The organism is Streptomyces sp. NPDC127177 (genome assembly GCF_042672475.1).
In the GTDB taxonomy this organism is placed as follows: Bacteria; Actinomycetota; Actinomycetes; order Streptomycetales; family Streptomycetaceae; genus Streptomyces.
Map to the genome: position 1 here is coordinate 15,053 of NZ_JBHXUW010000064.1, position 23,846 is coordinate 38,898.

A 23,846-nucleotide genomic window follows, 5' to 3' on the forward strand; every position below is an offset into this window, starting at 1 on the left:
GGGCCAGTCATCGCAAGGAGGAGAGAGCGCACGTGGACGCCGAGCTGACCAACAGGAGCCGGGACGCCATCAACGCGGCCACCAGCAGGGCCGTGAAGGACGGGCACCCCGATCTGACCCCGGGGCATCTGCTGCTCGCGCTGCTTGCGGGGGAGGACAACGAGAATCTCGTCGACCTGCTGGCCGCCGTCGAGGCGGACCAGATCGTCGTGCGGACCGAGACGGAACAGCTGCTTGCCGCGCAGCCCAGCGTGACCGGCTCGACCGTCGCACCGCCCCAGCCCAACCGCGAGCTGCTCGCCGTCATCTCCGACGCGGCGAGGCGGGCCAAGGAGCTCGGCGACGACTACATCTCCACCGAGCACCTCCTGATCGGCATCGCGGCCGAGGGGGGCCGTGCCGGTGAGATCCTCGACGGGCAGGGAGCCAGTGCGAAGAGGCTGCTGGACGCATTCGAGAAGAGCAGGGGAGGGCGCCGGGTGACCACACCGGACCCGGAGGGCCAGTACAAGGCCCTGGAGAAATTCGGTACGGACTTCACCGCGGCGGCACGCGAGGGGAAGCTCGACCCGGTCATCGGCCGCGACCAGGAGATCCGTCGCGTCGTCCAGGTGCTCTCGCGCCGCACCAAGAACAACCCCGTGCTCATCGGTGAGCCCGGCGTCGGCAAGACGGCCGTCGTCGAGGGCCTCGCCCAGCGCATCGTCAAGGGGGACGTCCCCGAGTCCCTCAAGAACAAGCGGCTCGTCTCGCTGGACCTGGGCGCCATGGTCGCGGGCGCGAAGTACCGCGGCGAGTTCGAGGAGCGGCTGAAGACCGTCCTCTCCGAGATCAAGGAGAGCGACGGCCAGATCATCACGTTCATCGACGAGCTCCACACCGTCGTCGGAGCGGGCGCCGGAGGCGACTCCGCCATGGACGCGGGCAACATGCTCAAGCCCATGCTGGCCCGCGGCGAGCTGCGGATGGTCGGTGCCACCACGCTCGACGAGTACCGCGAGCGGATCGAGAAGGACCCGGCGCTGGAGCGCCGGTTCCAGCAGGTGCTGGTGGCGGAGCCGTCCGTCGAGGACACCATCGCGATCCTGCGCGGGCTCAAGGGCCGGTACGAGGCCCACCACAAGGTGCAGATCGCGGACTCATCGCTGGTCGCCGCCGCGACCCTGTCCGACCGCTACATCACCTCCCGCTTCCTTCCCGACAAGGCCATCGACCTCGTCGACGAGGCGGCCTCCCGGCTGCGCATGGAGATCGACTCCTCACCCGTCGAGATCGACGAACTCCAGCGCGCCGTCGACCGGTTGCACATGGAGGAGCTGGCACTCAAGAACGAGTCCGACCCCGCCTCCAAGCAGCGTCTGGAGAAGCTCCGCCGCGACCTCGCCGACAAGGAGGAGGAGCTGCGCGGCCTCAACGCCCGCTGGGAGAAGGAGAAGCAGGGACTCAACCGGGTCGGTGAGCTCAAGGAGCGCCTCGACGACCTGCGCGGACAGGCCGAACGCGCCCAGCGCGACGGCGACTTCGACAGCGCGTCCAAGCTGCTGTACGGGGAGATCCCCGGCCTTGAGCGGGAGCTGGCCGAGGCCGCCGAGGCCGAGGAGGAAGCCGCGAAGGAGCCGAAGGAGACCCTGGTCAAGGAGGAGGTCGGCCCGGACGACATCGCCGATGTCGTCGGTGCCTGGACCGGCATCCCGGCCGGACGGCTGCTGGAGGGCGAGACCCAGAAGCTGCTGCGCATGGAGGAGGAGCTGGGCAGGCGCCTGGTCGGGCAGACCGAGGCCGTGCAGGCCGTCTCGGACGCGGTACGCCGTACCCGGGCCGGTATCGCCGACCCCGACCGGCCCACCGGATCGTTCCTCTTCCTCGGCCCGACCGGCGTCGGCAAGACCGAACTGGCGAAGGCCCTGGCGGACTTCCTCTTCGACGACGAGCGGGCCATGGTCCGCATCGACATGAGCGAGTACAGCGAGAAGCACAGCGTGGCCCGGCTGGTCGGCGCCCCGCCCGGCTACGTCGGCTACGAGGAGGGCGGCCAGCTCACGGAGGCGGTCCGCCGCCGCCCGTACAGCGTCGTCCTGCTGGACGAGGTGGAGAAGGCCCACCCCGAGGTCTTCGACATCCTGCTCCAGGTCCTCGACGACGGCCGGCTCACCGACGGGCAGGGCCGGACGGTGGATTTCCGCAACACGATCCTGATCCTGACGTCCAACCTCGGCAGCCAGTACCTGACCGACCGGCTGACCAAGCCCGAGGAGAAGAAGCGCCTGGTCATGGATGTCGTACGGGCGTCCTTCAAGCCGGAGTTCCTCAACCGGCTGGACGACCTGGTGGTCTTCTCCGCACTGTCCGGCGACGAGCTCGCCCACATCGCGGGGCTCCAGATCGACCGGCTCGCCCAGCGGCTGGCGGAGCGCCGCCTCACCCTCGACGTCACCCCCGCCGCCCTGGCCTGGCTGGCCGAGGAGGGCAACGACCCGGCCTACGGGGCCCGGCCGCTGCGCCGCCTCATCCAGACGGCGATCGGCGACCGGCTCGCGAAGGAGATCCTCGCGGGCGAGATCACGGACGGCGACACGGTCCGGGTGGACCGGGTCGGCGACGGCCTGATCGTCGGCGCCGCGACATGAGCGGCGTCCACCCGGCGTAACCCGGACCGCCGCGGCCCCGGTCCCCACCGGCTGGATATCAGCTTGTGGCGGATCGGGGCCGTTCCGGCTTGCCATGCCCCGCCCGGCATGGGAGAGGATGGCAGCCAACCGCACGAAGGGAAATTACGGTGAGCATCGATCCGTCCTCGATTCCTAACTTCGGGGGCCAGCCCGAACCGCAGGCGGCAGGACCGGAGGGCCCCGTCGTCCCTGACCAGGACCTCGTCAAGCAGCTTCTGGAGCAGATGGAGCTGAAGTACGTCGTCGACGACGAGGGCGACCTCGCCGCGCCGTGGGAGGACTTCCGCACGTACTTCATGTTCCGTGGCGAGGGCGAGCAGCAGGTCTTCTCGGTCCGCACGTTCTACGACCGCCCGCACGACACGGACCAGCGCCCGGTCCTGCTCGACGCGATCGACGACTGGAACCGCCGCACCCTGTGGCCCAAGGTCTACACCCACACGCACGAGCCCGAGGAGGGCTCCGAGGACACCGCCACCTCGGTCCGGCTGATCGGTGAGGCGCAGATGCTCATCGGCACCGGCGTCAGCCTGGAGCACTTCGTCTCCTCGACGGTCAGCTGGGTGCGGGCCTCGATCGAGTTCGACAAGTGGCTGCTCGAGCGCCTCGGCCTGGCCCCGGCCGAGGCGGAGACGGACGGCGAGAAGCCGGCCGACGGCACGGAGCAGACCGCTCCGGACGCCTGAGCCCCGTTCGGCGCACGAAGGCGACGGGCGAGAGCCCGGCCCGCAGAAAGCCCGGTCCTCCGGCGGTCTCAACGACCGCCTCAGGACCGGGCTTTCTGCGAACCGGAACACGGCACTTCGTGCACCGGACACGGGTCAGGAACGACGGCCCCATACCTGACGTCGAGTCAACGCAGGTGTGCGGGGCTCGTCGGAGCAGGTAGCACCGCCATGGCGGTGCTACCTCGGGCGTTACTCCGGTGGCCACACGGAGATGCCGCCGCCGAAGCCGGCCGGGACCGCGACGGCCGCCGTCCAGCCGTCCGGCACCGGGGCGTCGTCCACGCGCCAGGTGGTCGGCCTGGAGAGGACGTCGGTGGTCATCTCGGCCGGGCCCCGCTCCCACGCACGGGTCTCCAGCCGGGACAGGTCGGTGACGATCCCGACCCCGGTGGCCTTGAGGACCGCTTCCTTGCGGGTCCAGCAGCGCAGGAACGCCCTGGAGCGGAGCAGTCCAGCCGGTGCGGCGAGGACGGATTCCCGCTCGCGGGGGGTCAGCACGTTGCGCGCGAGCTCGTCGACAGGGAGCTCCCTGATCGCCTCGGCGTCCACCCCGACGGGGAAGGGGGCGGCGGCAAGCATGCCGAGTCCGGACGAATGGGAAAGACTGATTTGAAAATTAGTTCTTGGATAAACAATCGAGGGGGGCCCGTGGTCCTTACTCCCGCACCCGGGGCATGGGTGGCGGCCAAATGAAATGTCTGCGGCTGACTCGTGAAAACGCCGGGCCAATATGCGCTTAGCGGCCGCACGGCAAGAGACGTATTCGGCTGCCGCGTCGGCCGACCGGAGCCGCTTAAGCCGGGTGCGCTCGGTGGTGTCGAGAAGGGCGCTGTCCGCCGGGTCGCATGTGCCCGGCGGTACCTTCCACCACCACACCTCAGCGTCGGCCCGGGGGCGGGCGGCCTTGACGGGAGGGGGGATTGATGCGCGGTGCGTGGTCACTCGGTGACCGTATGCATGAAATCAGGGGCGGGAAGACAGGGTGGCAGCAATGGGACATCGATCTCACGCTCGGTGAGGGGTTGGTTGTCGACCGTGGTCAAAACCGTGGATTCGGCCTCCGTCTCTGGTGCGCGTGGGCAACTTGTTGACAGGGAGGCCTGAGGGGCGCCCGATCAGGAACCGCGGCCGGGGGGTGGGGCTTCTTCTCCAGTCCGGCTCCGAGCCGACTGCCGCAAGGGGCCGTCAGGCACGGGAGCGGACGGTGCGGGGCGGTTGGCCGCACCCATGGCCCGAGTGTCTGTGAACGGCGTTGAGCTGGGAGAACCCCGGAGGTCGCGGCGTAGGCGCGGCGGCCGGTGCGGCAGTCCGCTCCGGCCGGAAAAGTCATCAGCCGTGGACTTGCGGAAGGGGGAGGAATTCATGGGAGGAGGGTCGTGGGGGGAGGCGTGACGGGCGTTCTGGGGTGGCCGATTCTTCTTGACTGATTCTTGGTGCGCGAACTAGTGTCCGCGATGGAAAACAGGCCTTTTTTAAATCATGTTCTTGGCGCGAAAGTGCCGAATTGGTCAGATGCTTCGAGCAGTCATCCACCGGCGACCCCGGGGGGACGGCGATGCTGAGAGTCGGCGCGGACGGGTGAAGAGAATCCTGAGTGGTCGAAGTGGGGTCAAGTGATGCATACGGTGACCGATCCGCCGGCGGAGAGAGCTGAGCGGACCGTGCCCGAGGAGTACGCGGCGCACCTTGAGCGGGCGCTGCTGCAGGCCCAGGCGTTGATCGAGTCCTCCATGTCGCTATGTCGCAGGCAGCCGGTCACGGCTCTCACGGCGGGGTCGGCTGACAAGGCCGTGCTCGACAGTGCGCTGTGTCATCTCGTCGGAGGGGTCCGCCATACCCTGAGCGTGGCGCTGACGCAGGCGGGCGACTTCACCAACATCGTCCTGCGGCTGCTTGCGGGAATCGACCCTTCAGTGATGGTAAGGGTGTTGAGCAGCGCGGAGTTGGCGGATGCCCCCCTTGCCGTTCTGCGCGGACTCCCCCATGCCCGGCTGGAGATCCGGGTCATCGAACGTGAGCTGCGCGAGATCGTGGTCGTCGACGGCGCGGGTGCCCTCGTGGGGGGCGCCCCGACCGAGCACGTCTCGCGGGCGACCGTGGTCAACGACATAGCGGTCATACGTGCGTTGGAGCTTCTGTTCGCCGGTGCGTGGTCCCGGGGGCGGAGGCTCACCGACCACCTCGACCTCGGACCGCGGCTGCGTACGACGCTCGCCCGAAGCATCCTGGAGCGGATGCGGTGCGGCCATACGGACGACGTCGCCGCGCGTGAGCTGAACGTGTCACTGCGTACCTACCGCCGTCATGTCGCGGAGATCATGCGGGAACTCGATGCCAACTCCCGCTTCCAGGCCGGCGCGCGCGCCGTGGAGTTGGGTCTGCTCGCGGTGTAGCGGCAGTACGGGCGAGTGAGTGGACGACGCGGCCCGTCAGGGGGCCGGCGTCGGCAGAACACCAACGGGGATGGTGGAACAGCAACATGTCCAGAGAACCAGGGGACGAGCTCGAACATGCCCTGCTGGAGGTCCGGGCGCTGATCGAGTCGACCGTGGCCCTCCATCGTGGGCGTAGTGCCCGCAAGCAGGGGATCGTCACCGTCGAAGGGGGCTACGGCAGCACTGTCGAGGAGCTCATCACGACGGCGACCGAGACGATCGACATCGTGCACGCCCGGGTGCCGGGCTGCGATGAGCAGAGCGTCCGGGCGAGGCGTACCGAGCAGGAACTGATCCACGAGGCAAGCGAAACGGTCGCCGTCCGGCAGCTGTCCAGCCCGCTCCTGCTCGACGAGTCCTTCGTCCGGGAGCAGATCGGCAGGGAACGGCCGGTGGAGATCAGGGTGGCGCGGGTGCCACCGCTACAGGCGCTGATCGTCGACGGCGCGGTCGGCCTCGTGGTGGCCGAGTCGGCGGCCGGGCTCCGGGCCTCGCTGATCAGGACGCCCGACGTGTTACACACACTCCATATCCTCTTCGAGAGCGTGTGGAGCAACGCGGTGCCCGCCGGTGAGCGCATCGTCTTCGGGGGCCGCGACCGTGCCACGCTCGCCCGGCAGATACTGAGCGCCCTGCGGGCCGGCGTCACCGACGAGGTCGCCGCTCGTGAGCTCACCGTCTCGGTCCGCACGTATCGGCGCTACGTCGCCGAGGTAATGGCGCTGCTCGGTGCGAGTTCCCGCTTTCAGGCCGGAGTCAGAGCCGCCGAGCTGGGACTGCTCCCCTCTGCGTCCGGTTCGGCTCTGGGAGGCCTGGGCCCGCGCAACTGACACGCAACGGAGCGGGAGCGAAGAGGCGGCGGCTGGACGGGCGGCGTTCGGGGAGAGTGGCCTCGACCGCGCCGGGCGCGCCCGTCCGTGACGCGGAAGCGCCTCTGGGGCCAACCCTGCCGGAGGCGCTTCGCCCGAACCGGGCATATGTGATCCGGTCTGCGGCTCCTGGCGCACGGAATTCTTCCGGAACGCCTTACTGGCAGCTTCCTGAAAGGAATGTTGCCGCTCCGGCCATCGGGCAGTTGTATAGCTCCGAGGCGCGGAGTCCCGACTCTGACAGGGAGCCGTGCCAGGCGGTCGTACAATCCCCCGTGTGCGTCGTCGCCGCGTGAGGGTCCGTGACAAAGCGGACCCTCATGCCGACCTCCGGTTGATACCGCACGGAAGGCCATTCATGGAGCAATTGCCGATCGGTCTTGTGTTTCCCGGCCAGGGAACCCAGAAACAAGAAATGGGTGTGTCCTGGCAGGAATGCCCGTCCTGGCAGCTGACTGCCGATATCTCGGAAGTCACCGGCGAGGACGTGCCGGAACTTCTGTTGCGAACCGGCGCCGAGAACCTCCGCCGTACCGACCTCGCGCAGATCGCGGTCTTCTCGGTCGCCGTCATCGCCCACGCGGAGGCCGTACGGCGCGGGGCGCTCGGCGGGCGGGTGGTCGCCTGCGCCGGCCACAGTCTCGGGGAGTACGCGGCCCTCACCGCGGCCGGGGCCCTGTCGGTCCGTGACGGCGCCGCACTGGTCGCCACCCGCGGGCGGGCCATGCGCGACGCCGCGGAGGGACGCGCGGGCACTATGGGTGTCGTCGTCGCCGCGCCTTCGTCCGAGGTCGAAGCCCTCGTGAGTGAGGTGCGCGCGTCCGGCCACGAGGTGTGGACGGCCAACTTCAACGGCCCCGGTCAGACCGTGGTGTCGGGTTCCGCCGAGGGTATCGACCAACTCGGCGAGCAGGCCCCGTCCATCGGGGCCAAGATGATCCGGCTCCAGGTCGGCGGCGCCTTTCACAGCCCGTACATGGCTCCTGCCGCCGACGCGCTGCGCCGGGCCTGGAAGGACACCGCCTGCGCCCCCTCCCACCTGCCAGTGGTCGCCAACGTCGATGCCGTGCCGTACACCGGCGACTGCGACTGGCCCGAGATCGGGACCCGCCAGCTCACGTCGCCCGTGCGGTGGGAAGAGAGCGTACGGACCCTCACCGGCCCGCTCGGCTGCCGTCGGCTGGTCGAGCTCGGACCGGGGCGGACCCTCGCCGGGCTGATCCGCCGTATCGACCCTGATGTCGAGGTCGTGTCCGTCGACACTCCCGACGCCCTCAACTGACGTATTCATGTGAGCGAGGAGACCGCCCCACCATGGCACTTGGCACCGACAGCAGCTGGCTGCGCAGAATCGCCCCCCGCGAGGATCCGCGGCTGCGGCTGGTCTGCCTGCCGCACGCCGGCGGCTCGGCCGGCTTCTTCCACAGCTGGGGGAGCGGCTTCGACGCCGACGTGGAGGTCATGGCCGTCCGCTATCCCGGCCGCCAGGAGCGCATCGCTGAGCGTCCCCTCACCGACATGGAGGCACTCGCCGACGCCGTCACGGAGGAGCTGCTGCCGTACACGAGTACCCCGCTGGCCCTCTTCGGGCACAGCATGGGAGCCTCGCTCGGCTACGAAGTAGCCCTGCGGCTCCAGCAGCGGCACGGCGTCGTCCCCGCGGTGCTGATGGTCTCCTGCCGCAAGGCCCCGCACCTGCTGACCCCTCGCACGGCCGCCCTCGGCAGCGACGACGAGCTCGTCGCGGAGGTGAAGCGGCTGGGCGGCACCGATACCGCGCTCCTGGACGACATGGATCTGCGCGAGCTGATCCTTCCCGCCATCCGGGCCGACTTCTCGATCGTCGCGCGGTACCGGGCCCGGCAGGGGACTCCGCTTGCCTGTCCCGTGGTCGGTTACGTGGGCGACAGCGACCAGGACGTCGATGTCGAAGGCCTCAAGGGGTGGGCCGATGTGGCACCCGCGGGCTTCAGCCTGAAGGTCCTGTCCGGTGGCCACTTCTACCTGGTGGAACGCCGCGACGAGCTCATCGAGGACATCCGGGCACGGCTCGCGCCCCGGTGGTGAGCCCGACGCCTCGGCCGTAGCCCGCGAGCGCGGGCGGGCGGCAGGCGCGTGCCGTGGTCGCGGGCGGACCGGACGACATCCGCGCCGACGGTGTCGCGCCCACCGGCTCACGTCCGCTCGCCGTGCACCCGCTGCCGCGCGCCAGCCGTTTCCGCTGTCGCGCCGGGTGCCGCATCGGCGTGCCCTCACGATTTCGTCCCGGCGGTCCGTCCGGACATGAAACGACTCCGCGATGGCAGCTTTTTGCAGACGCCGTTGTGACTGAAAGAGACCAACGCCAGTATTCGGTACGAGTCCCGCCGCGAGTTATGGAGCGGCATACCCACAAAGGAGTAGACGCGTGACCACTGCAACGCGCGACGAGCGTCTCGTCACCCTCAAGGAAATCGTCTGCGACATTCTTGAGATCGAAGAGGACGAGGTCTCGGAGGTCAGCCTTTTCAAGGAGGACCACAATGCTGACTCCCTGCGTGCCATCGAAATTCTGGCGGCGCTTGAGAAGGAGTTCAAGGTCGTCATCAACCAGAGCGAACTGCCGCGCATGGTGAACCTCAAGGGTGTCTACGAGGTCGTCTCCGAGTCTGCCGGCTGGTAGTCGGTCCGACGGCGTCGATTGGGAGGTTGGCATGACGGCTGTGCAAGGCACCGGCCAGGCCGGACCGGAACGGCACCGGGTCGTCCTCACGGGGCTCGGTGTGGTGTCCAGCATCGGGCTGGGTGCGAAGGAGTTCCTCCAGGGGCTCAGGGAAGGGCGCAGCGGGGCACGCCCCATATCGGTGTTCGACACCGAGGGCTTCGCCCACGCGAACGGGTGCGAGATCACCGATTTCGAACCACGCGACTGGATCAGCGCGCTCGACGTGGAACAGCTCGGCAGGGCCGCGCAGTTCTCGGCGGCGGCGGCCCGGATGGCTCTGGAGGACTCGGGACTGGACCTGACGGAGCTGCGCAGCCGTCGTGGACTGGTCTCCATCGGTACCACCGATGGGGAGAGCTACGATCTCGATCAGATGGTCGCTTCGGAACTGGCCGACGGGACGGGTGCGTTCGACCCCGTTGCCGCACGACGAGTTCCGGCCGGCCGGCTCTCGGTGGCCGTCGCCCAGGAGCTCGGCCTCACCGACGTGGAGGCGCTCACCATTCCGACGGCCTGCTCCGCGGGCAACTACGCCATCGGCTACGGCTTCGACGTGGTCAGTTCGGGAGAGGCCGAGTTCGCCTTCTGCGGCGGCGCGGACGCGATGTGCCGCAAGACCTTCACCGGCTTCTACCGGCTCGGCACCATAGCCCCGGACCGCTGCCAGCCCTTCGACGTGGACCGCAAGGGCATCCTCACCGGCGAGGGCGCCGGGATCCTCGTGCTGGAACGCCTCGACTCGGCGCTGGAACGCGGCGCCACCATCTATGCCGAGGTGCTGGGTTACGGCCTCAACTGCGACGCCCACCACCAGGTCGCGCCCGACCGGGACAGCGTCGCGGAACTGATGCGCCTCGCCCTGGAGAACGCCGGCGTCAAACCGCACGAGGTGGACCTCATCTCCGCGCACGGCACCGGTACCAAGGCCAACGACATCACGGAGGCCGGCGCCATTCGCCAGGTCTTCGGGGACTCACCACCGCGCACCGTCTCCATGAAGTCGATGCTCGGGCACTCCATGGGCGCCGCCAGCGCCCTGGGTGCCATCGGCTGTGCCCTGGCCATCCAGAACCGGTTCATACCGCCCACCATCAACCACGTCACCACCGATCCCGAGTGCGACGTCGACTGTGTCCCGAACGAGGCGGTCGAGGCCGACCTGAGGATCGTGCAGAACAACGGTCTCGCGTTCGGCGGCAACAACGCGGCGGTCCTCCTCGGCCGGTACGACGCAACCAGGGAGGCGTCATGACGATCCGCCCCATCGTCGGGATGGGCGTCGTGGCCGCTACCGGCTCCGGCGTCGACGAACTCTTCGAGAGCCTGTGCCAGGGCCGCACCGGCCGGGCCGAGCTCCGCGGGTTCGACCGCACCCGGTTTCGTGCGCAACACGCGTACGAGGTCGACAACAGACCCGTCCCCGGCCAGGACGTACCCCACAGAGCCGGCGAACTCCTGCTGGACGCCGTAGGCCAGGCCGCCGCGGACGCGGGGCTCGGTGAGGACCTCAGCGGCATCCCCGTGCTGATCGGGACCGGTCTGCGGGAGCTGCGCTCCCTCGAGCTCTGGTGGCGTGAGGGCACCCCGTTCGCCGACGCCGGTCTCCACTTCGGCACCGCTCTTCGCGAACGCTTCAACGCCGATGTCACCCACACCTTCTCCAACGCGTGTTCCGCCTCGCTGTACGCCCTGGCGCTCGCTTCGGACCTGCTGGACCAGGAGGGCGACGACGCGCCCGAGACCGTGATCGTCGCGGGCGTCGACGTGCTGACGGAGTCCATGTACGGGCTCCTGGAGCGCGTGCACCCGCAGCCACCGGAACGGGTGCGGCCCTTCGACCGCAACCGCACCGGCGTGCTGATGGGCGACGGTGCCGCGGCGATAGTGCTGCGCCGCGACGGGGCAGGCGCGCCCCGGGTGTACGGCGGGCTGCGTGGGGTCGCCGTCAACTGCGACGCCTACCACGTCACGGCTCCCTCCCCCGAGGGCATCGCCGAAGCCATGCGCGCCGCGCACCGGCTCGCCGGCACCAAGCCGTCCGACGTCGACCTGGTGATGCTGCATGGCACCGGCACTCTGCTCAACGACGAGGCGGAGGCCGCCGCGCTCGCCGACGTGCTGGGCGAATACGCCGCCGGGCCCCTGATGACCGCGGTGAAGTCCATGACCGGGCACACCTCGGGGGCGTCCGGTCTGATCAACCTGATCGTGGGCATCCGGGCACTCAACGAGGGACGGGTACCACCGACCGTCGGCCTGGAGGACCCGGTCGACGAGGCCGCACGCTTCCGCTTCGTCACCGGGGAGCCGGCCGTCTCCCGGCAGTTGAACGTGGCGCAGCTGAACGCCTTCGGATTCGGCGGTATCAACGCCGTCGCCATAGTGGAAGGTCCCTGATGACCGCGCAGAGCACCGAGACCACCGTGGTGGTCTCCGGCGCCGCCGTGCTGCTGCCCGGAGCCGACACCGTACGGGCGCTCGCCGACGGTCCGGCCGCGGGCGGCACGCCGGTCGAGCCGGCCGAGCTCGTCGGCCGCAAGGGGCTCCGCTACAAGGACCGGGCGACCCAGCTGGGCTACTGCCTGACCGCGGCGGCCCTGAAGGACGCCGGTCTGCTCGGCGTCGACGGGCTCACCTGCGAGCCCTCCGGCGTGGCTGTGATCGTCAGCTCCAACTTCGGCAATCTCGACACCGTGGTCCGGGCCCTGGACACCATCCGGGAGGAGACCGTCACGGCGACCAGCCCGATGGACCTCCCCAACGCGTCCAGCAACGTCATCGCCTCGTCCGCGGCCATCCGTTACGGGTTGCGCGGACCCAACCTGATGGTCTGCAACGGCGAGACGTCCGGTCTGGACGCCGTTCACTGGGCTGTCACGATGATCCGGGCCGGACGGGCCGAGCGGGCCCTGGTGATCGGTGTCGAGCCCGACAACGACGTGGTGCGCAGACTCCTCGGCGGTGCCAGGGCCGTGGATGGTGGTGCGGCAGTCGTGCTGGAGTCCCGGAAGGCCGCTGAGGAACGGTCGGCGACCGTACGCGCGGTCCTCGGCCCGTACACCAGAAGGGGTGGCCCGGTCAGGCCGGCCCGCGGACGACGCTGGGAGCTGCCCGAGCACCTCGGGCGCGCCTCGGGCGCACACGGAGTCATCCAGTGCGCCGCGGCCGTCGGCTGGTTCGACTCGGGCGAGCAGGGGCCGGTCCACGCCTTCGCCGGCACCGCCGCGGACGACGCGTGCGCCGATCTGCTGCTCATGGCGCCCGAGCCGGCGTGATGTCCACCGGTGACGATCCACGGCCCGTGTCCGTGCAGCAGCACACCGAGGGCCCCGGCCCCCGGGTGCTGCTGCTGCACGGCCTCGCCGCCAACGACAGCGTCTGGGAACGCACCCTGCCACTGCTCGCGGACGACTGCGAGCTGTGGACCGCCCGGATGCCGTGGCGCACGGAGGCCATCGCCGACTGGGGTGAAAAGCCCGACCTCATGGGATGGCTCGCCGAGGCACTGGAAGCGGTGCCCGGCGGGCCCGCGGTCGTCGTGGCGCACTCGATGGCCGCGAACGTGCTGCTGGACCTGCTCGACCAGAAGTACCGGGGCGGCGTCGACGCACCGCGCCGGTTCGGCATCCGGTCGCTCGTCCTCGTCTCGCCGTTCTACCGCGGCCGCGCCGAAGCGTTCGACTGGGACACCATCAGTTACTACCTCAACGACTTCCACCTGATCATGGAAGAAGGGATCCGGGTCCACTCGGGCGGCCGGTTCCCCGCCGACCTGCAGGAAGCCATGGGCCGGCGCGTACGCGACCGGGTCGGGCCCTACGGCTGGTTCAGCTTCTTCGATCTCTATCTGCGCACGCCGACGCTGCGGACCGACCGCATCACCCTCCCCACTCTGGTCCTCGGCGGCGAACGGGACTTCGCTGCTCCTCCACAGGAGGGCGTGGCTCTCGCCGGCGCACTACCGGACGCGGTCTCCCGCGTCCTGCCCGACTGCGGGCACTTCCCGATGTTCGAGGCCGCCGAGCAGTTCGCGGCCGCGGTAAGGGACTTCGTCAACCCGACCGAGGGCGCCGCCCCACAGGGCGGGACCGTCCCTCTCAACGCCATGGAGCTCCAGCGATGACTCTCGTCACCGACACCGCCGTCAAGGCGCTTCTCGACACCACTACGAACACCCCGGTGCGCCCTCGCTACGAGGGCTCCAACATCTGCACCTGGATCGGCTTCAAGCACGTCAACTACCTCGTCGAAGAAGCCGTGCTGGACCACTTCCGGCAGGCCGGGCTGCCCGCGCGCGCTCTCTACGAGCAGCACGGCCTCGGCCTCGACATCGTCTCCATCGACAGCCGGATCCTGCATGCCTTCCACATGGACGACATCGCCGACGCCGAGGTCGTCCCGTGGACGAAGGACGACGACGCCACCATCGGCTTCAAGGTCGTCATCCAGTTCGAGCGCGATGGTGAGATCCAGAAGGCCGTGACCTCCAAGGTCCGTGTCTCGCTGCGCGTCGACACCTACCTCGAGGCGGCCGGTGAGGTCCCCGAGCAGCTCGCCCGGTTCGCCGTCGAGACCCTGGGCGACGACCTGGAACGCGGTACGGCCGCCGCTGCCCCCGCCGAGGAGGAGATCCTCGCCTCGCTCACCGCCGGGCAGAACGCGTACGCCTGGAAGTGGAACATCCCTTACCCGTACTGCCACTTCACCGAGCGCATCCAGATGTCCGGTTACCTGCGGCTGATGGAGGAGGGCAAGGACCGCTTCGTCGCCGACCGGGGGATCTCCATCAAGACCCTGCTCGACGACCGTCGCTGGATCCCGGTCGTGCCCCGCTCCGACATCCGCATCCTCGACGAGGCACTGATGGAGGAGGACCTCTACACGGTCTACACCGTCGAGGAGGTCTTCAAGGACTTCACCTACACCTCGCGCATGGACTTCTACGTCCTGCGCGAGGGCAAGCTGGTCAAGACGGCCACCGGCCGGATCGTGCACGGCTACGCGGCCATCGCCAACCGCCTCGACTGGAGCCTGGTCAACTTCGACCAGCGTGTACTCGACGCGATCAACGGCACCGCTGCGCAGGCATGACACAGCGGCCTGGGCAGTCGGCGGCCTGCCCAGGCCGTTCCTCCCGGACTTCGCGGGGAGAGCCAAGCCCCGGTTTCGCGCCAACAGCGTCCACACGGACGTGACTTCGCGAGCTCGTCGAGCTCGGCAAGCTTGAACAGCGGAAGGAAACGACGGACATGCCCACACTCACCACCTGCGTCGGACGCCCGGTGATCACCGCATGGTCGGCGGTGTCGTCGTACGGCATCGGCAGGGAGGCGTTCGCCGAGGGCCTGCGCGACCGGCGTCCTACCGTGGCGGATCTCGGCACGGAGTACGGCGAGCTCCCCGACGGCACCGGATGCGTGGTGCCCGGGTTCGATGTTCGTCAGGTGCTGGGCAAGAAGGGGACCCGGTCCATGGACCGGGTCACCGGTCTGACCGTCACGGCCGTCGGCGCCCTGCTCGACGACGACGACCGCAACCGTGCGGTCGGCACCGGCGAGGGCGCCGCGTTCGCACTCGGCACCACCACCGGCAGCGCCCAGTCCATGATGGACTTCACCAGGGAGTCGCTCACCGGCGACCAGCCGTTCTTCGTCGACCCGGCACGCTTCCCCAACACCGTGATGAACTGCGCCGCGGGTCAGAGCGCCATCTGGTACCAGCTCAAGGGCCCCAACGCGACCATCGCGGGCGGCCGCACCGCCGGCCTGCACGCCCTCAACTACTCGCGCAGGCTGCTCGCCTCCGGCCGCGCCCGTACCGTGCTGTGCGGAGCGGCCGAGGAGTTCTCGCAGGCCCGTGCGTGGCTGGAGCGCCGGTCCGGTGATGAGGGCGACAGCGCCACGGGCGCCCCGCTCGGCGAGGGCTGCGCCATGCTCCTGGTCGAGCCGCAGGCCCCTGCCGGTACCGAGCAGCCGGTACTGGCCGAGGTCCTCGCCGTCGAACTCGGCGTCGTTCAGGGCGGCGACACCCGCTCAGCCCTGGTGTCCTGCCTGCGCTCCGCGCTGCGCCGGGCCGGCGTCGAGACCGGTCAGGTGGTGGCGGTCGCCCGCTCCGGAGCCCCCGGGCGCGCGGGCCGCGGGGAGACCGACGCCGTGGCCGAGGTCTTCGGCGCGGCCGAGCACGCCGACCTCATGCCCACCGGGCTGATCGGCGACACCGGCGCGGCCGCGGCGGCGTTCCAGGCCGCGGCGCTGCTGTCGTACGCGTCGGACCACCCCGGCACGGCGGCCGGCCGGGTCGGCGTGCTCACCTCCGTGGACCGCACCGGCACCGTCGGCTGCGCCCTGCTCGGCCTGCGCTGACCCCCTCATTCACAGCTGATGGAAGGAACGACACCCGTGTTGGACAAGGAAGAACTGCGTGCTCTCGTGGCGCAGGTGCTGGACGTCGACGTCTCCGAGATCACCGATGACGCCAAGTTCGTCGACGACCTCGAGGTCGACTCGCTCATGGCGCTAGAGGTCGTGGTCGTGCTGGAGAAGAAGTACGGCATCAAGCTGCCGGAGTCCGAGCTCAAGCGGATCGTCACCCTGCAGAGCGCCTACGACCTGCTGCTCGGCAAACTCGACGCGGCCGGGCGGCCGGCCTGATGCCCGCCGCCTCCCCGCTCGCGGGACTGGTCGAGGTGCTCCCCGCCACTGACGAGTCCCACACCGCCGCCCGCTTCACCGTCGAGGACGGCGAGCGGGTGCTGCCCGGCCACTACCCGGGGTTTCCGATCTTCCCCGGCGTCTGCCTGGTCGAGTGCACCCACCTCGCGGCTCTCGCCACGGCACCCGGGGACTCGAAGGACAGCGAGCTGGCGGCTGTGGAGTCCACCCGGTTCACCGGGCCGGTCTTCCCCGGCGACCAGGTGGACATCTCCATGGGCTGGAAGCGGACCCCCGCCGGTGAGTGGCAGTGCCGGGCGAAGCTCGCCACCTCGCGCGGTGAAGCGGCGTCGGTACGACTGCGCTACCGCCCGCGCGTCCCGGCACCGGAGGTGGCCGCGTGATCGGCCAGCGGGATATCCGGGCACGGCTTCCGCACCGGTTCCCGATGCTCCTCGTCGACCGGGTCGTCGATGTCGTACCCGGTGAGCGGCTGACCGCGCTCAAGGCGGTCACCTGCAACGAGCCCTGGTACGAGAAGCTCGGCCCGGACTCCCCGGAGGAGGACTTCGCCTACCCGAAGTCGCTTCTGGTGGAGTCCTGGTGCCAGTCGGCGGGAGCGCTCGCCACCTGGGACGACCCCAACCCCGACGTCCTGGACGGGCAGGTGATGCTCTTCGGGTCCATGACCGGTGTCGAGTTCCACCGGCCCGTGCTGCCGGGCGAGGTACTGGAACACCGGGTCCTGCTCAGCCGCCGGATCGACGACACCGTTCTGTTCGAGGGCGAGACCCGATCCGCCGGCGAGACGGTGATGACCGTCGGCCGGATCGCCATGGCCTTCCGCCCTGCCGAGGCCCTGCGCCCCGGTGCCCTGGCCACCTGATGCGCACACTCACGGAGAACAACATGGCAGACACCACGAACCGGGCGGCACTGGTCACCGGTGGCTCGCGCGGCATCGGCCGAGCCACGGTTCACGCGCTGGCCCGCGACGGATTCGACATCGCCTTCTGCTACCGCTCGGACGAGGAGTCGGCCCGCACGCTGGAGAAGGAGCTGGCCGACTCCGGTGTGCGCGTGCGGGGAAGCCGGGTCGACGTCGCCGACGCCGGGGCCGTCCGGGCCTGGATCGCCTCCACCGAGGAGGAGTTCGGGCAGATCGACGCGGCCGTCACGGCCGCCGGCATCACGCGTGACAACCCGCTGGTCCTGATGGAGGACGAGCAGTGGCACCAGGTCATCGACACCAACCTGGACGGCGTCTACCACGTCTGCCGGTCCGTCGCCTTCGGCATGATGAAGCGCCGCGCCGGAGCGATCGTGAACATCTCCTCCGTCGCGGGCGTGTACGGGCACGCGAGCCAGACCAACTACTCCGCCTCCAAGGCCGGGATCATCGGTTTCTCCCGGGCCCTGGCCAAGGAGACGGGCCGGTCCAACATCAGGGTCAACGCGGTCGCCCCCGGTTTCATCGAGACCGACATGGTGGCCGCGATGAACGACAAGGCCCGCAAGGAGGCGCTCTCCTCCATTCCGCTCCGCCGCATGGGCACGGCGGAAGAGGTGGCCGACCTCGTCGCCTACCTCGTCTCGGACCGGGCCGCCTACATCACCGGAGCAGTGCTCCAGATCGACGGCGGAATCACCATCTGAGGCCGCCCGGCACCCGGACCCGCGATGCCGCGTCCTGTGTGCCGGCCGGTCCGGACCACCCACGACCCCCTTTGGAGCGGTGATGGCACGACGCGGACCACGCTGGTACTTCTCCTTCCGCAGCCCGTACTCCTGGATGGCCTACCGGGATCTGACCAGCGACCATGCGGACGTTGCGGACCGGATCGAATGGCTGCCCTTCTGGGAACCGGACGAGGACGCCCGCATCCACCTGGAACGCAACGACATCACCCTTCCCTACGTGGCGATGTCCAAGGAGAAGCACCTCTACATCCTTCAGGACGTCCGGAGGCTGGCCAGGTCCCGGGGCCTGCAGATGGTGTGGCCCCAGGACCCCGATCCGCGCTGGGAGGTGGCACACCTCGCCTACCTGGCGGCGGACGAGCTCGGAGCGGGGCGGGAGTTCATCGCCGAGACCTACCGCGCGCGGTGGGAGCTGGGCGACGACATCAGCGACCTCGACACGATGCACCGCATCGGCAAGACGCTCGGCATCGACCCCGACGCGCTCACCGGTGCGCACGAGAACCCGCGCATCCGCGAGCGCGGCCTCGCGGCCCTGGGCTCACTGGACCGCGACGGAGTCTTCGGGGTGCCGTTCTTCATCAGTGGATTCGACAAGTTCTGGGGCGTGGACCGGCTTTCCGACTTCGTCGGTACGGCCCGTGCCCACTTCGACCGACAGACAGTGAAGGAAGACTGAATCATGGCCACGAACCCCTTCGAGAACGACGACGCCCGCTACTTCGTCCTCGTCAACGAGGAGAACCAGCACTCGCTGTGGCCGGCCTTCGCCGAGGTTCCGGCGGGCTGGACCGTGGTACACGGGGAGGACAGCCGTCAGGCCTGCCTGGACCACATCAACGAGAACTGGACGGACATGCGGCCCAGGTCGCTGGCTGTCGCCATGGACGCCGCCTGACCGTCCCTCTCGTGCGGGTCGGCAACGGGCGTTGGCAACTATGTGCAACGCCCGTTGCCCGATTACCCCGCCGGTGTGACGGTGGCACTGACGCCGCCGCGGCCGTGGCTACCACGCCGCACCGAGGGAAGCGGCACCCTTTCAGAAAGCGATTGCGCTCATGACCCATGCACTGGTGTGCCTCCCCTTCGCCGGAGGCGGCGCCGGTTTCTACCGCGCCTGGAAAGACCTGCCCGACCACGCTCCGCGCATCGTGCCCCTTCAGCTCCCGGGCCGCGAGGAACGGTTCATCGAGGAGCCGTTCCTGGACGTGGTCGTGGCCGCCGACACGCTGGCACCCCGGATCGCCGGGCTGGCCGGCGACGGCCCGATCGCCCTGTTCGGACACAGCCTCGGGGCCGTACTCGCCTATGAGCTCGCCCGTCGGCTGGAGCGGGACCCCGCCGTCGAGCTGACCCACCTCTTCGTCAGCGGTTCTCCGGGGCCCTGGACCGGTCGCAGCGCGCGGGCGACCGGGCTGCCGGAGGAGGAGTTCCTCGCCCGGGTCCAGGAGTTCGCCGGATACGAGCACGAGGCGCTGGCCGACCCGGACATGCGGGAACTGCTGCTGCCGATCCTGCGCGCCGACGTGGAGATGCACGAGAACTACAAGCCCGTCTCCGAGGAGCGGCTGAGTATCCCCGTCACCTCCCTCCGCGCCACCGGGGACGCGCTGGTCACCCGTGAGCAGGCCGAGGAGTGGCGGCACGCCACCACCGGCGCCTTTCACCTGGTGGAGCCGGACGGCGGACACATGTACCTGATCGGCTCACCGCTCCCGATCGTCGACGCCGTGGCCGCGGCGCGGCAGTCGTGACGGCCTTCGGCCCTCCCCACGGTCTTTCGGCCCTGACAGACACCGGCGACCAGGAACGGCGCGCGCTGCTGCAGGGCAAGACCGCTGTCGTCACGGGGGCGGCACGCGGGCTCGGCAGGGCCTGCGCGGTGCGGTTCGCGCAGGAGGGCGCCGACCTGGTCCTCGTCGACGTCGGCGCGGACCTGCCCGGGGTCCCGTACCCGCTGGGCTCCCGGGCCCAGCTGGAGCACACGGCGCAGCTCTGCCGGCGGCAGGGCGCCGCCGTCGTCACCGTCCTCGCCGATGTGCGGCGGCCGAAGGACGTCGAGGGGGCGGTCCGGCAGGCGCTGGAGCGGTTCGCGACGGTGGACGTCCTGCTCAACAACGCAGGTATCGCGGCTCCTTCGGGCAAGGCCGTGCACGAGATCGCCGAGGACGAGTGGGAGCTGATGGTGGGCATCGACCTCACCGGTGCCTGGCGGATGATGAAGGCCGTGGTGCCGTCCATGGTGGAGCAGCGGTCCGGCAGCGTCATCAACGTGGCCTCCACCGCGGGTCTCGTCGGTTACCGCCACTTCGCCGGCTACGTCGCCGCGAAGCACGGGCTGGTCGGCCTGACCAAGGCCGCCGCTCTCGACTACGCGCCGTTCCGGGTCCGGGTCAACGCCCTGTGTCCGGGTTCCGTACGCGACGACCCGCTCAACGAGGGCCGGATGCTCGCCGAGATCGCGCGCTCTCTCGAAGTCGACGTCGACGAGCACGAGGAGATCTTCGTGCAGTCCCAGCCGATGAACTCCCTCATCGAGCCCCAGGACATCGCGGGTGCGGCCGTCTGGCTCGCCGGGGACGACTCCCGGCAGGTCACCGGGTCCGCGCTCACCGTCGACGGCGGCTTCAGCGCCCGCTGACCGCACCCACACACCATGCACTGCTTCAGGAGCCCCGCCATGTCGAGAAGTCAGGCCAAGGCCTGCCACAGCCTGGTGGTCCGGGTGCCGGCCCCGGTCGATGCCGCAGAGATCCTGCGCCGACTGTGTGCCGGGGCGGCCGGATCCTGGCCGCAGACGGCTGACCGCATCCGGCTGTGGGAGGAGACGCTCCCCTTCGACGCCGGTCACCCGGCCGCCAGGCACCGCATCGCCGTGGAGGCCCGACGGCCGGTGCGCGCCGGGGGCCCGCCGATGCGTGCCGTACTCGTGCGCTACGCGGGCGGAGACGCCGACCTCGTCCTGGTGGCCCGGCACGAACTCACCTTCGACGAACCCCGCTTCACCTTCGGCCGGAACGACAGCGCCACGCTGCCGCGCGAGGACCCGACACCTGTGGAGTGGGGCCTGGGCGACCCGGCCCGAGCGGGCCGGGTCGCGGAGGTGCCCGTGCCGCTGTCCCGCGCCGTGGTCGCCGACGAGGCGCTGCTCACCGGGGCGGTCCAGCTGGTCCTTGCCCGCATCGGCACCGGCCGGCCGGTGGACGAGGCCCGGAGCGCCGGAGACTTCCTCGCCCGGCTGCGAGGAGCGGAAGCCGTGGCCCTGCCGGGTGTTGGTCTGCACGTCGACGCCGCGAGGACGGGTGAGCGGCGGCTGCCGTCCCTCGCCCCGACGGAACCCGCCGAGCTCCACTTCCTGCTGCACGAGGACGGCAGCGCCGAGGGAGTGCTGCGCCATGACCTCGGCGCGCTCGCCCCGGTCGTCGCTGAACGCTTCGCGGGCCATGTCGCCCATGTCGCAGCCCAGTTGGCGGCCGATCCCGGGCGCACCCTGGATGCCGTGGAACTCATGCCGCAGGACGAGGCACGGTCCGTGCTGCGGCTCGGTGCCACCCCTTCCACGGGCAGCGCCGAGGCAGCCGGCCGCACACTGCACGGACTCTTCGCCGACGTCGTCCGCTCATGCCCGGACGCGATCGCGGTCACGGCGGGCAGCACCGCCCTCACCTACGCGGAGCTCGACGCGCTGGGCGAGCGGACGGCGGCCGGCCTCACCGCCCTCGGTGTCGTGCCCGGCAGCCTGATCGGCGTCGCCCTGGAGCGCAACGCCGACCTGGTGGTCACCCTGCTCGGCATCCTCAAGGCGGGCTGCGCCTACGTGCCCATGGACCTGCGTTACCCGCAGGAGAGGCTGCGCAACACGGTGGCGGACGCCGGTACACGTCTCGTCGTCGTCGACGGCGCCGACGAGTCGTTCCCCGACATCGACGGAGTACGGGTCGTCACCCCCGGCGAAATACGCGCCCTGGGCGACGGCGGCAGTGCTCCGCTCGTTCAGGAGGACGGTTCGTCCGCCGCCTACGTCATCTACACCTCCGGGTCGACCGGTCGGCCCAAGGGCGTCGTGGTGCCCCACCGCAACGTCGCCGCCCTGCTGGAGGCGACGCGCGACGACTTCGGACTCGGCGCGGACGACGTGTGGACGCTGTTCCACTCGAGCGCCTTCGACTTCTCGGTCTGGGAGATCTGGGGCTGCCTGCTCACCGGCGGCCGTCTGGTAGTCGTCGACTACTGGGTGACCCGTGACACCGACCTCTTTCACGATCTGCTCGTCCGGGAGCACGTCACGGTGCTGAACCAGACGCCGTCCGCGTTTGCCCAGGTCGTCGAGGTGGACCGGCAGCGGCGCACCGAACTCGCCCTGCGCCTGGTCATCTTCGGCGGCGAACCGCTGGACGTGCGCATGCTGGCTCCGTGGTTCACCCGGCATTCCCACACGGAGTGCCGGCTGGTGAACATGTTCGGCATCACGGAGACCACCGTCCACGTGACCGCGCACACCGTGACCCCCGCCGACGTCCTCGCCGTCGGCCGCAAGGTCGGCACGGCGCTGCCCGGCTGGTCCCTCTCGGTGCGCGACCCCCATGGCAGGCTCCTGCCGATCGGTGTCCCGGGGGAGATCTGCGTCGGTGGCGCCGGGGTGGCCACCTGCTACCTCGGCCGGCCCGACCTCACCGCGGAGCGCTTCGTCGCCGATCCGCACGGCGGCGGCCGGATCTACCGAAGCGGTGACCGCGGAAGACTGCGCACCGACGGGAGCCTGGACCACCTCGGCCGGCTCGACAGCCAGGTCAAGGTGCGCGGTCACCGCATCGAACTGGACGAGATCCGCAACGTGCTGCTCAGCCACCCCGCGGTAGCGGGCGCGGCGGCCGTGCTCAACCACGACATCCCCGGTGACCCGGCCACCGCCCGTATCGACGCCTATGTGACGCTGCGCACGGCCGCCCCCACCACCGATGTGCTGGCCCACGCGCGGGGAGTCCTGCCCGTGTACATGGTCCCGGCCTCGGTGACCGAACTCGATTCGATCCCGCTGACCATCAACGGCAAGGTGGACACGGCTGCTCTGCCCGAGCCCGTGGCCGTGAAGCCGGGGCGGCAGGGAGCGGCGGCCGGGGCCGGGCGCGCCGGGGCGAAGGAGCGGCCGGGGGCGGTCGACGGCGATTCCGGCGGGCTCACGGAACAGGTCCTGGGGCTCTGGGGACACGCGCTCAGCTGCGAGGTCACCCTGAAGGATAATTTCTTCGAACTCGGAGGAAACTCTTTGCTGGTCATCCGGGTTCTCCGTGAAATGCGTGAACAAGGCTTGCCGAAGGTGACGACCCAGGACTTCTACCGCAACTCGACCGCAGGTCTCTTCATTGATCTGGTCCGGGAAGCTCAGGCCTGATCCTTGCTGTCTGCGGGCCGCTCGTCCGAGCGGCCCGCGGATTCTTTTCGATCGCCGTCGACGCGACGCTTGATTGCGGACAGGAGAGCAATCCTGATGGCGCCACTGGGGATTCGTATCACGGTCCAGTACCGCCCGAAGCTGCGACGGGTCTTCTCATCCGTTGCGAGGATCCGCGTCTCGGTCATCAATTTTCCGTCGCAATACAACATATTGAAACCGACCTTGGTGCAACCTGGTTCCGCATAGTCCCGGAACACCTCGTGCATGGGCTGCTCGGGGGTCACGGGGCCGGCCTGCGAACCGATTCCGCCGTAGAGGAACTCGTTGTCGTTCAGGGCGAGTACGGTGTCACCGCCCATGGCGAAGTCTTCGAGTACCCGGCCGTCCGGGCGCAGCCGGTTCCGCGTGAAGAGCAACAGGAATCGGGCTACCGGAGCCTCTCGCCAGGTAATCTCCTGGGCCGCTCGCAGCACTTCGTCGCGCGGTGCGTCAACCGCAACCCAGTGATGTTCACGGAAATGCCATTCAGGCATGTGGTGATCGAGCAGCGTGGTCTCTGATTTCCTGTCTCCGGTCATGCTGGCGACGCTAGCATGCGCGCCCGCGAGGGGACTTGGGCGCGGATGGCAACTTTCTGCAACTGCCGTTGTCCCGGCCGAATGCGGACTGTTAGACATGGGCAAGTTGTCATGTTT

Annotated in this window: 24 protein-coding genes; 22 read left to right on the plus strand and 2 right to left on the minus strand. The window is 69.7% G+C overall.

Annotated features, from left to right (window positions below; translation table 11 throughout):
* Window positions 1–32: 32 nt before the first annotated feature.
* On the plus strand, window positions 33–2,627 hold the full coding sequence (gene clpB, locus ACFVJX_RS30075; RefSeq protein ID WP_384122993.1) for an ATP-dependent chaperone ClpB: 2,595 nt from the start codon (window positions 33–35) through the stop codon (window positions 2,625–2,627).
* A gap of 149 nt (window positions 2,628–2,776) precedes the next feature.
* A complete protein-coding gene (locus ACFVJX_RS30080) occupies window positions 2,777–3,355 on the plus strand; it encodes a YbjN domain-containing protein (RefSeq protein WP_384122995.1) in 579 nt (192 codons plus the stop codon).
* A 231-nt stretch (window positions 3,356–3,586) separates the two neighbouring features.
* On the opposite strand, the gene ACFVJX_RS30085 is transcribed toward ACFVJX_RS30080, so the two are convergent.
* Complete coding sequence (locus ACFVJX_RS30085; protein WP_384122997.1) at window positions 3,587–3,976, minus strand: 4'-phosphopantetheinyl transferase family protein; 390 nt, start codon at window positions 3,974–3,976, stop codon at window positions 3,587–3,589.
* Window positions 3,977–5,022: 1,046 nt separating this feature from the next.
* Here ACFVJX_RS30085 and ACFVJX_RS30090 point away from each other — a divergent pair.
* The 20 genes from ACFVJX_RS30090 (at window position 5,023) to ACFVJX_RS30185 (ending at window position 23,148) form a co-directional block, all read left to right on the plus strand.
* The gene (locus ACFVJX_RS30090; RefSeq protein ID WP_384122998.1) at window positions 5,023–5,790 is read left to right on the plus strand and encodes a DNA-binding response regulator; all 768 of its coding nucleotides are present in this window, start codon (window positions 5,023–5,025) and stop codon (window positions 5,788–5,790) included.
* 86 nt (window positions 5,791–5,876) lie between these two features.
* Window positions 5,877–6,662 carry a LuxR family transcriptional regulator gene (locus ACFVJX_RS30095; RefSeq protein ID WP_384123000.1) on the plus strand — a complete coding sequence of 262 codons (786 nt, stop codon included), beginning with the start codon at window positions 5,877–5,879 and terminating at the stop codon, window positions 6,660–6,662.
* Window positions 6,663–7,059: 397 nt separating this feature from the next.
* Window positions 7,060–7,983: an ACP S-malonyltransferase gene (locus ACFVJX_RS30100; RefSeq protein ID WP_384123001.1), complete on the plus strand. Its 924-nt coding sequence runs from the start codon at window positions 7,060–7,062 to the stop codon at window positions 7,981–7,983.
* Between the two features lie 32 nt (window positions 7,984–8,015).
* The gene (locus ACFVJX_RS30105; protein WP_384123003.1) at window positions 8,016–8,768 is read left to right on the plus strand and encodes a thioesterase II family protein; all 753 of its coding nucleotides are present in this window, start codon (window positions 8,016–8,018) and stop codon (window positions 8,766–8,768) included.
* A 340-nt stretch (window positions 8,769–9,108) separates the two neighbouring features.
* Window positions 9,109–9,363: an acyl carrier protein gene (locus tag ACFVJX_RS30110; RefSeq protein ID WP_384123005.1), complete on the plus strand. Its 255-nt coding sequence runs from the start codon at window positions 9,109–9,111 to the stop codon at window positions 9,361–9,363.
* 31 nt (window positions 9,364–9,394) lie between these two features.
* Entirely contained in the window at window positions 9,395–10,657 is a 1,263-nt protein-coding gene (locus ACFVJX_RS30115; protein WP_384123007.1) for a beta-ketoacyl-[acyl-carrier-protein] synthase family protein, read from the plus strand.
* The gene (locus ACFVJX_RS30120) at window positions 10,654–11,802 is read left to right on the plus strand and encodes a beta-ketoacyl-[acyl-carrier-protein] synthase family protein (RefSeq protein WP_384123009.1); all 1,149 of its coding nucleotides are present in this window, start codon (window positions 10,654–10,656) and stop codon (window positions 11,800–11,802) included. Before ACFVJX_RS30115 ends, ACFVJX_RS30120 begins: the two co-directional genes overlap by 4 nt.
* Entirely contained in the window at window positions 11,802–12,680 is an 879-nt protein-coding gene (locus tag ACFVJX_RS30125; RefSeq protein WP_384123011.1) for a beta-ketoacyl synthase N-terminal-like domain-containing protein, read from the plus strand. The genes ACFVJX_RS30120 and ACFVJX_RS30125 overlap by 1 nt, the downstream gene beginning before the upstream one ends.
* A gap of 26 nt (window positions 12,681–12,706) precedes the next feature.
* Entirely contained in the window at window positions 12,707–13,528 is an 822-nt protein-coding gene (locus tag ACFVJX_RS30130; RefSeq protein WP_384123013.1) for an alpha/beta fold hydrolase, read from the plus strand.
* Window positions 13,525–14,496 carry a hypothetical protein gene (locus ACFVJX_RS30135; protein WP_384123015.1) on the plus strand — a complete coding sequence of 324 codons (972 nt, stop codon included), beginning with the start codon at window positions 13,525–13,527 and terminating at the stop codon, window positions 14,494–14,496. The genes ACFVJX_RS30130 and ACFVJX_RS30135 overlap by 4 nt, the downstream gene beginning before the upstream one ends.
* Before the next feature lie 158 nt (window positions 14,497–14,654).
* On the plus strand, window positions 14,655–15,767 hold the full coding sequence (locus ACFVJX_RS30140; protein ID WP_384123017.1) for a beta-ketoacyl synthase N-terminal-like domain-containing protein: 1,113 nt from the start codon (window positions 14,655–14,657) through the stop codon (window positions 15,765–15,767).
* Window positions 15,768–15,803: 36 nt separating this feature from the next.
* Window positions 15,804–16,055 carry an acyl carrier protein gene (locus ACFVJX_RS30145; RefSeq protein ID WP_384123018.1) on the plus strand — a complete coding sequence of 84 codons (252 nt, stop codon included), beginning with the start codon at window positions 15,804–15,806 and terminating at the stop codon, window positions 16,053–16,055.
* Window positions 16,055–16,459, plus strand: coding sequence for a 3-hydroxyacyl-ACP dehydratase FabZ family protein (locus tag ACFVJX_RS30150; RefSeq protein ID WP_384123020.1), 405 nt, complete (start codon window positions 16,055–16,057; stop codon window positions 16,457–16,459). Before ACFVJX_RS30145 ends, ACFVJX_RS30150 begins: the two co-directional genes overlap by 1 nt.
* Window positions 16,456–16,941: a 3-hydroxyacyl-ACP dehydratase FabZ family protein gene (locus ACFVJX_RS30155; RefSeq protein WP_384123022.1), complete on the plus strand. Its 486-nt coding sequence runs from the start codon at window positions 16,456–16,458 to the stop codon at window positions 16,939–16,941. The genes ACFVJX_RS30150 and ACFVJX_RS30155 overlap by 4 nt, the downstream gene beginning before the upstream one ends.
* 23 nt (window positions 16,942–16,964) lie before the next feature.
* Window positions 16,965–17,711 carry a 3-oxoacyl-[acyl-carrier-protein] reductase gene (fabG, locus tag ACFVJX_RS30160; protein ID WP_384123024.1) on the plus strand — a complete coding sequence of 249 codons (747 nt, stop codon included), beginning with the start codon at window positions 16,965–16,967 and terminating at the stop codon, window positions 17,709–17,711.
* An 82-nt stretch (window positions 17,712–17,793) separates the two neighbouring features.
* Window positions 17,794–18,435 (plus strand): 2-hydroxychromene-2-carboxylate isomerase, encoded by a 642-nt coding sequence (locus ACFVJX_RS30165; RefSeq protein ID WP_384123026.1) that lies wholly within the window; start codon window positions 17,794–17,796, stop codon window positions 18,433–18,435.
* Window positions 18,436–18,438: 3 nt separating this feature from the next.
* A complete protein-coding gene (locus ACFVJX_RS30170) occupies window positions 18,439–18,654 on the plus strand; it encodes an MbtH family protein (RefSeq protein WP_384123028.1) in 216 nt (71 codons plus the stop codon).
* Window positions 18,655–18,814: 160 nt separating this feature from the next.
* On the plus strand, window positions 18,815–19,510 hold the full coding sequence (locus ACFVJX_RS30175) for a thioesterase II family protein (protein ID WP_384123030.1): 696 nt from the start codon (window positions 18,815–18,817) through the stop codon (window positions 19,508–19,510).
* A 32-nt stretch (window positions 19,511–19,542) separates the two neighbouring features.
* Complete coding sequence (locus tag ACFVJX_RS30180; protein ID WP_384123062.1) at window positions 19,543–20,397, plus strand: SDR family oxidoreductase; 855 nt, start codon at window positions 19,543–19,545, stop codon at window positions 20,395–20,397.
* Between the two features lie 39 nt (window positions 20,398–20,436).
* Window positions 20,437–23,148 carry an amino acid adenylation domain-containing protein gene (locus ACFVJX_RS30185; RefSeq protein WP_384123031.1) on the plus strand — a complete coding sequence of 904 codons (2,712 nt, stop codon included), beginning with the start codon at window positions 20,437–20,439 and terminating at the stop codon, window positions 23,146–23,148.
* Here ACFVJX_RS30185 and ACFVJX_RS30190 read toward each other — a convergent pair.
* On the minus strand, window positions 23,139–23,729 hold the full coding sequence (locus ACFVJX_RS30190) for a hypothetical protein (protein WP_384123033.1): 591 nt from the start codon (window positions 23,727–23,729) through the stop codon (window positions 23,139–23,141). The genes ACFVJX_RS30185 and ACFVJX_RS30190 overlap by 10 nt on opposite strands.
* Between the last annotated feature and the right edge of the window lie 117 nt (window positions 23,730–23,846).